The following is a 7514-nucleotide window of genomic DNA, read 5'->3' as shown; positions in this document are numbered from 1 at the left end:
GTCGGGTGAGTGGCTGGCCCTGTCCCAGATCTGGGGCAACTCGATCGATACCTTCACCAAGAACATCAAACCCGTGTTCACCCGGGGGCACTGGCAGGGCGCGGGCGCCGACCGGGCGATCGCCTCGATCGACAAATACCTCGGTACCGCCGAAACGTTGCGGGCGAGTATGGTCGACATGTCTCATGTCGTGGGGAACACCGCCAACTTCCTGGCGTTCATCTACGGTCACGTTCCCCGGTACGACCAGATCAAGTTGAACACCAACGGCACGGTCAACTATGTCGCCAAGCGCGGCCGGACCGGCGATCAGGCCCAAACCTATGCTCAGCAGTGGTGGGACAAGGGCGACGACACCAGTAACAACAAAGGTTTCGTCGCCGGCATGCGTGAACTCGCCGGCCAGGTCCCCGAATTCGTCGACCCGAATACCGCGGCACCCGCCACCAACGGCGGAACAGGCGGTGGCGGGGGAACCGGAGACAACAACAGCGGCAATGGTGGCGGGAACGGCAACAACAGCGGCGGAGGCAACAACAGCGGCAAATCCAACGCAAACGGAAACTCTCCCCAGCCCAGCAGCGACGGCGCCAACCCTCCCACCAGCGGCCTTCCCCCTTCATCATCCAAAAGCGGCTTGGACTCCACGGGCAACCAACCGACGCCGACCGGGTCGACCGGTCCGACCAACTCGACCAGCCCGCTCGGCAGTTCGGGACCGTTGTCCAAGCTCGCGGACATGCTGGCTCAGCTGAATTCAGGCCCCATGTTCAGTGGTTCCCCCAGCCCGTTCGGCGCGTCCGGCCCGTGGGGCGCGTCCGGCCCATGGGGCGCGGCGGGTCCGTCCGGGTCAGTCACTCCGGCGGGCCTCGGCGGCGGATCGGCCGGCGGCGGAGCCGGGATCGCCAGTCCGGTTGACGACAAACTGTTCCCTCGCGCCGGCGCCCCCGGGACCGGTACCCCCACCGACACCGGCCGCGCTGGACTCCCCGCCACCGCAACCCAAACCAACGCCGCCTATCCGATGGGGATGGGCGGCTACCCACTGGGCGGAGGTATGGGCGGCGGCATGGGCGGACAAGGTCAGCAACAACAGCAGGAGCGCAAACGTGCCGCCTACCTGGACGGTCCCGAGCACCTCGAGGAAGCCGTCGGCGACGATCCACTGTCGGTCCGGCCCATCATCGATCGTTGAGACAGGTGCCCGACCATGCGCTTTCATATCGTGAACTTCCCCAATACCGAGACCACCCGGCACTATCAGCCGTGCGCGTATACGCAGAAGAATCGGCGCTTCGCCTCGATGATGACCGAGCTCGGGCACGAGGTATTCCTGTACGGCGGCGAGGAGAACGACGCGGCGTGTGCGGAATTCGTCCCGATCGTCACCAGAGCCGAGCAATCCGAGTGGTTCGGCGGTGCCGATCTCTATAAGGACCCCATCAATCTCACATGGAGTCCCCATGATGTGCATTGGCAGATCTCCAACGAGCGCGCGGTCACCGAGATCGCCCGGCGGAAGGGCAAGCGCGACTTCATCGGAATTCTCGGTGGCACTTGCCAAAAGCCCATCGCGGATACCTTCCCCGAGCTGATGACCGTCGAATTCGGCATCGGCTACAGCGGGGTGTTCGCCAACTACCGGGTGTTCGAGAGCTACGCGTGGATGCATGCTGTCTACGGCTCGTATGCGAGTGTTCCCGGCGTCATGAGCGCCCGCGGCCAGTTCTACGACGCCGTGATCCCGAACTACTATGACGTGGCGGATTTCCCGTTCTCCGAGGACAAGGACGGCTACTTCCTGTTCATCGGCAGGATGGTCGAGGCCAAAGGCATTCAGATCGCGATCGACACCTGCACGCGGCTCGGCGTGAATCTGATCGTCGCCGGCGCGGGGGAAGTCCCCGAGGCCGACTGCGTCGAATACGTCGGTGTAGTCGACTCGACGCGCCGCGGCGAGTTGATGAGCCGGGCCCGTGCGGTTTTCGTGCCGACGCTCTATCTCGAACCTTTCGGTGGCGTCCACGCCGAGGCGATGCTGTGCGGGACCCCGGTGATCACCACCGATTGGGGTGTGTTCACCGAAACCGTGCAGCACGGCGTGCAGGGTTTTCGCTGCCGGACGCTGCGCGAGTTCTGCGATGCCGCTGACGCCGTCCACAAACTCGACTATCGCGGCATCCGTGACTACGCGATCTCGAAATTTTCCACCGACGTCGTCGCCCCACAGTACGAGGCGTACTTCGAACGCCTACTCACGCTGTGGGGCGATGGCTGGTACGCGACATAGGAGGTCAGTGTGACGGGACACTGGTGCGGGCGCACACGAGGCCTACCGTGCTGACGGAATCGGGGCGCCGGAACCTGGTCGTACTGAGGGCGGGCGACGAATCACTGCACGAGCAGTGGCTGGCCGGGCCGCATCCACGCAGCTGGGATCTGGTGGTGAGCTATTTCGGTGACGACCCGGACCGCTACCGGGTGGCGGACGTGGCCAGAATCGACCGTAAAGGCCCGAAATGGCCTGCCCTGCATCATGTCCTGACGACCGATTTGGCTGCGGTGCTCGATCGATACGATTACGTCTGGCTCCCCGACGACGACCTGGCCGCCGACACCTCCAGCATCAACGAGCTGTTCCGCTACGCGGCGCAGCACCGGCTCGCCCTGACCCAACCCGCGCTCACCGAGGACAGCTACTACTCCCACGAGATCACGCTCGTCGATCGACGATTCAACCTCCGGCACACGAACTTCGTCGAAATCATGGCACCCTGTTTCAGCCGGGAGTTCCTGCGCCGTTGCCTGCCGACCTTCGGCGCCACCCAGACCGGCTGGGGTCTGGACTTCCACTGGCCGCGATTCATCACCGACTCCACATCGATCGCCATCGTCGACGCCGTAACGGTCCGGCACACCCGACCGGTCGGCGGGCCGAATTACGCCGCGGCCCGGGCGAGTGGGATCGACACGTGGGCGGAGTATTGCGAATACCTGGTCACGCACGAAATCAGCGACTTGACGCCACGCGTGCACCGCGGCGTCGGAGCACCCAACCGGCCCGCGGAAACCCTCGAACCCACCGCGATCTGTGTGACCATCGACCGGTGGCGCCCCGAGCTGGCCGACTGGATCGACTTCCACTCCGCGCAAGCGGAATTGACCATCATCTATACGGATGACCCCGATGTCCGGGCCGCGCTGTGCGCAGTGCGCGGTCAGCGGCCCGTCATCCTTCGCGACCACGCGACACCCAACGATGACACGGTTGCTCGCGAGGTAGCCAACATCGCCGACGCCGCCGCAACGGCCGAGGCGGCGGGCATGCAATGGCTGCTACCACTCGGCCCAGACGAGGTCTTCTATGACGACGGTCGCCGCCGCTGGCAGATTCCCGGCGCCGGGCAGGTGACATTCATCGGACACGAAGCCGTCCCTTCCCCCGTGCCGGTGACCGATCCCATCCACGAGTGCACCGTGTTCCGGATCAGCGGTCGATCCCCCTTTCTCGACACCCCGGCCAACCGCAGCGCGGTCCGTCTCGGCCCCGCTGTCGCGCCGGTGGACGAGTACGGTTTCACCGGATTCGACGGCGTGCACGGCACCGTGACTGCGCCGATGATCCTGCACTACCCGTATCCGAGTTTCGAGAGCTGGCTGGCCCGAGCCGAAGAAGTCGCCGAGGTCGGAGGCAGCAAGGCGCGGCACTTCGCCCATCACTCCAGAGACCTGCTCCAGGTGGCCCTCGCCCACGGCGAGCTCTCAGGCGCACGTGCCTGCTTCCAAGCCGGAATCCCGTCCGCCGGCATGGTCGACCGGATGCTCCTGAACGGCGAACTCATGCGCGCCGAACCGCTACGACTGATGCGCGACCCCCCGGCGCGAGAGCGGCTGCCGTCAGTCGGTGAGGTCGAGGGCAGCGCGCGCGAAGTGTCGATGCCGTTGTAGCGGTAGACGTCGTCGAGCGATCCGAATCGGCCGAATATATTGCTGACCCCCAGTGCGATACGGCGCACCGGGTTGCGCGTGGCCAGGAAGACCAGGGTCGAGGCGGCAACCCGCGGCGCGGTCGCGGCGACAGGCGGCCCGCTCGTCGACGGCTGGCGCGAGCGGTCCGACGCCGAATGTGACGCTGCCGGAACGCGCCGTCCTGAGCGCGGCCGGCCACGGCGATCCTCCGGGATGAAAGGGATCGGGTCGGTCGGCAAAGTAGTCCGCGCGGCCGCCGTTGACCTTGGAATCCGCCGATCACCGCAGGCAGCGGACCCGCACGCGTTTGCGTGCGTATGTCGGTGCGCAAAGGGTAGGCCGCATATGCACCTACTTCGACGAATGGAGGCGTCATGAGAGACGTCGACGACACCGTTCACGCAGACCCCGGCCGTCGCCTTCGAATTCCCCGTAGCCGAGGAGCCCTCGGCGGGCTCGCGGTGCTACTGCTGGGCTTGTGGGGTGCGCTGATCCCGTTCATCGGACCCTATTTCGGCTTCGCGTTCACTCCGGACGACCCGTGGGTGTGGACGGTGGCGCGCGGGTGGCTCCAGGTGTTGCCCGGCGTCGCCGCGATCATCGGCGGATTGCTCATGCTGGCCAGCCGCAACCGGCTCGTGGCGAGCTTCGGGGCGTGGCTGGCAGCGGCGGCGGGCTTGTGGTTCGTGATCGGGCCGATACTGGCGGACACCCTGAAAATCGGGGATGTGGGCGAACCCGTCGCCACGTCCGATCTGAAACGGGCCCTGCTACAACTGGCCTACTTCTATGGTCTCGGAGCGCTGATCCTGTTCTTCGCCGCGACCTCACTCGGCCGATTGTCCGTGCGCAGCGCACGCGATATCGCCTTCGCGCGACGCGAGGTCGATACCAGAGCCGCCGCCGAGGCCGACAGTCGGCGTCGCGTAGCCGACGCGCCGGGCCCTGTGGAACCCGCCTCCCGTGCCGATGCCACACCGGGGCCGCGACCGAACAAACCCGGGTTGTATCGCACCTGACCTCACCTCCGACGTTGCCGAGAACGGTGGCCGCCGACGTTCCATCCGGCACGCTGCTACGCAACACCCCTGTCGGCACAATACAGTCCTGACGGGCCGATCTCACTTGAACCTTCGACACCCTCACCCCAATCGCTGATCTGCTGGCGCAGCGCGGCGATCTCGTGGTCGCGGGTGGTTTCACACGCGGTGATCGCTGCCCAGCCGGCGAGGTAGCGCTTGACCGCCTCATGGATGGCGCGCTCGCGCTGGCACGCCAGTTCCCGTCGTTGTTTGCTGCGGGCGCGTGAGCGTTCCAGTCGCGCAACGACTTCCGGGGATCGAGCGGTACGCGGGGACCGCGGTGGGCGACGCGAGGACATGGCCGGCCTCCTGAAAAACGTCGGGCCCGCCTGCCGATTTTCCCGCGCTCGATGCTACCCGCTGCGGCTACCGCCCCGCGCCCGAAAGCCGACCCCTTTGCCGACCGAACGACCAATATAAACGAATATTTACGATCGGCAATTTTGCGTTATATTTGCTGGAGAGGTCGCGTCAGGCGAGGGAGATCGAAGGAGACCATCGTGAACGACAACCGTGAGGGTGACGAGGCGCTCGTGAGGGTCCAGCGCGCATGGCAGTGCCTGGCCGAGGGCGGCTCGGTCGTGGTCACCGATGACGACCGCGGTGTCGGCTACCTGGTCATGAATGCGAGCGCGGCGACAACAGGATCGACAGCTTTCCTCGTGCGTCATTCCTCGGGGATCATCTGCGTGGGTCTCGCTGCCGAGGACTGCGACCGGCTGGGTCTGGTGGGGATGTCCGGTGTCGGCGGTGATCACGGCGGCGTGGATTTCACCGTCAGCGTCGACGCGGCTCATGATGTGAGCACCGGGATTTCCGCTCACGATCGCGCGGTGACGATTCGGACACTGGGCTCTGCCGGTGCCACTGCATCCTCGTTGACGCGGCCGGGACACGTGTTGCCGGTGCGGGTTCATCGGCGCAAGGTCATCGGACGGGCCGCGATCGCCGAAGCTGTGGTTTCGCTGGTGCATACAGCTGGTTTGGGTTCGGCCGGCGCGTTCGCTGCTGTGGTTTCGCCGACCGATCCGTCGTCGCTTGCCGGTGTCGTGGAGAGTGCGGAGTTCGCCGATCTCCACGGGCTGGCGCGGTTGTCCATCGATGATGTGGTGAGCGCCTGCCGCGGCGCCGGGTCGTTCGTTCATCGCACTTTCGGCTTCGTCGACGGCGAACTCGGACCCGTGTTGGTCGGATTCCACAGTTCGGCCACCGATTCGCACTACCTGGCCACCGGAACCGTGGGTCGATCCGACACGGTCACCGGCACGCCGGTCCGGTCGACGCCGGAGCGAGCCGCGGTGCCGCTTCCCGTCGACGCTTCATCGAATGGTTCTCGTCGATGGTCGATGATCCAGCATTTCGGCGGACCGGTTCCCGCCGCAGCGGGTTGGCGTGCCGACGTGACCGAGATTGCGGCGCTGTTGGGTGTGGACGCCCAGAATTCGGCGGGAGCGCCGGTCGTGATCGGCGGAGCGCTCACCGCGTTGCTTCCCGACGGCGCTTCCGAGCCCCGGAGGCACCGTCCCGTATGGTGCAGGCATGACGGAAGGGCCTGAGGCGACTACTGGGTCTGCGTCGGGACGTGACACGCGTCTGGTTCAGTTGATCACCACGATCTTCGGCATGTGCGCCCGCGCGGAGGGCAACTGGCTCTCGATCGCGGCTGTGGTGGCGATGATGGCGGATCTGGGCGCCGACGCGCAGGCTGTGCGGTCCTCGATCTCGCGGCTCAAGCGCCGCGGTGTGTTGTGTAGTGAGCGCCGTGGCGGCGCGGCGGGGTATCGCCTTGCCGAGGATGTGCTCGAAGTGCTCGCCGAGGGCGATGTGCGGATATTCGGCCGGGCACGCGCGACCGAGGGCGATGGATGGGTCGTGGTGATCTTCTCGGTCCCGGAGTCCGAGCGCGACAAGCGCCATGCGCTGCGGTCTGCTCTGACGCGACTCGGTTTCGGCACCGCCGCGCCGGGGGTGTGGATCGCGCCGGGCATCGTGGCGGGTGAAGCGAGTCGAACGATGCGGCGACTCGGGCTGTCGGACTACCTCGACATCTTCACCGGGCAGCATGTGGCGTTCGGCGATCTACGCGCCAAGGTGAGTACGTGGTGGGACCTCGATGAGCTGACCGAGTTGTATTCGGAATTCCTGTTGGCCTACCGTCCAGCGCTCTACAGCGCCACAACCGGCGAGCTGAGTCCGCAGCAGGCGTTTCGGATCTATGTTCCGATGCTGACCCAGTGGCGGCGACTGCCCTACCGGGATCCCGGGATCCCGCTCACGCTGCTGCCCCCGGCCTGGAAGGGCGAGGCCGCGGCGATGTTGTTCGGTCAGCTCGAGGACGCGCTTCGCGCACCGGCGCAACGACATACGCTCGAGGTCATCCACGAGGCCGCGTCGCGAACACGATGACCCGTCGGGTGTGTGGAGCTGTACCGCACACCCGACGGGCTCTGGCGGGCCGCGGGA

The 7514-nt window shown here is 66.2% G+C and carries 6 protein-coding genes and 1 pseudogene; 6 read left to right on the top strand and 1 reads right to left on the bottom strand.

Going from position 1 to position 7514, the window contains the following annotated elements; all coding sequences use genetic code 11:
* The 4 genes and pseudogenes from ABZ824_RS08005 to ABZ824_RS07990 form a co-directional block, all read left to right on the top strand.
* Window positions 1–1195, top strand: a pseudogene (locus tag ABZ824_RS08005) (hypothetical protein); the annotation flags it as partial.
* 15 nt (window positions 1196–1210) lie between these two features.
* Window positions 1211–2290 (top strand): glycosyltransferase, encoded by a 1080-nt coding sequence (locus tag ABZ824_RS08000; protein WP_356962395.1) that lies wholly within the window; start codon window positions 1211–1213, stop codon window positions 2288–2290.
* 47 nt (window positions 2291–2337) lie between these two features.
* Window positions 2338–3948 (top strand): DUF707 domain-containing protein, encoded by a 1611-nt coding sequence (locus ABZ824_RS07995; RefSeq protein WP_356962394.1) that lies wholly within the window; start codon window positions 2338–2340, stop codon window positions 3946–3948.
* 395 nt (window positions 3949–4343) lie between these two features.
* The gene (locus ABZ824_RS07990) at window positions 4344–4988 is read left to right on the top strand and encodes a hypothetical protein (RefSeq protein ID WP_356962392.1); all 645 of its coding nucleotides are present in this window, start codon (window positions 4344–4346) and stop codon (window positions 4986–4988) included.
* Between the two features lie 56 nt (window positions 4989–5044).
* Here the strand turns inward: ABZ824_RS07990 and ABZ824_RS07985 are convergent, their stop codons facing one another.
* A complete protein-coding gene (locus ABZ824_RS07985; protein WP_356962391.1) occupies window positions 5045–5350 on the bottom strand; it encodes a hypothetical protein in 306 nt (101 codons plus the stop codon).
* Window positions 5351–5551: 201 nt separating this feature from the next.
* Here ABZ824_RS07985 and ABZ824_RS07980 point away from each other — a divergent pair, with 201 nt between their 5' ends.
* Complete coding sequence (locus ABZ824_RS07980; protein ID WP_356962389.1) at window positions 5552–6607, top strand: 3,4-dihydroxy-2-butanone-4-phosphate synthase; 1056 nt, start codon at window positions 5552–5554, stop codon at window positions 6605–6607.
* On the top strand, window positions 6591–7457 hold the full coding sequence (locus ABZ824_RS07975) for a PaaX family transcriptional regulator C-terminal domain-containing protein (protein WP_356962388.1): 867 nt from the start codon (window positions 6591–6593) through the stop codon (window positions 7455–7457). Before ABZ824_RS07980 ends, ABZ824_RS07975 begins: the two co-directional genes overlap by 17 nt.
* Window positions 7458–7514 lie beyond the last annotated feature (57 nt).

This window comes from Nocardia sp. NPDC047038, assembly GCF_040644075.1.
Taxonomy (GTDB): Bacteria; Actinomycetota; Actinomycetes; order Mycobacteriales; family Mycobacteriaceae; genus Nocardia; species Nocardia sichangensis.
Note: the sequence above shows the minus strand (reverse complement) of the source record. Positions and strands in the feature narration are given on the sequence as shown.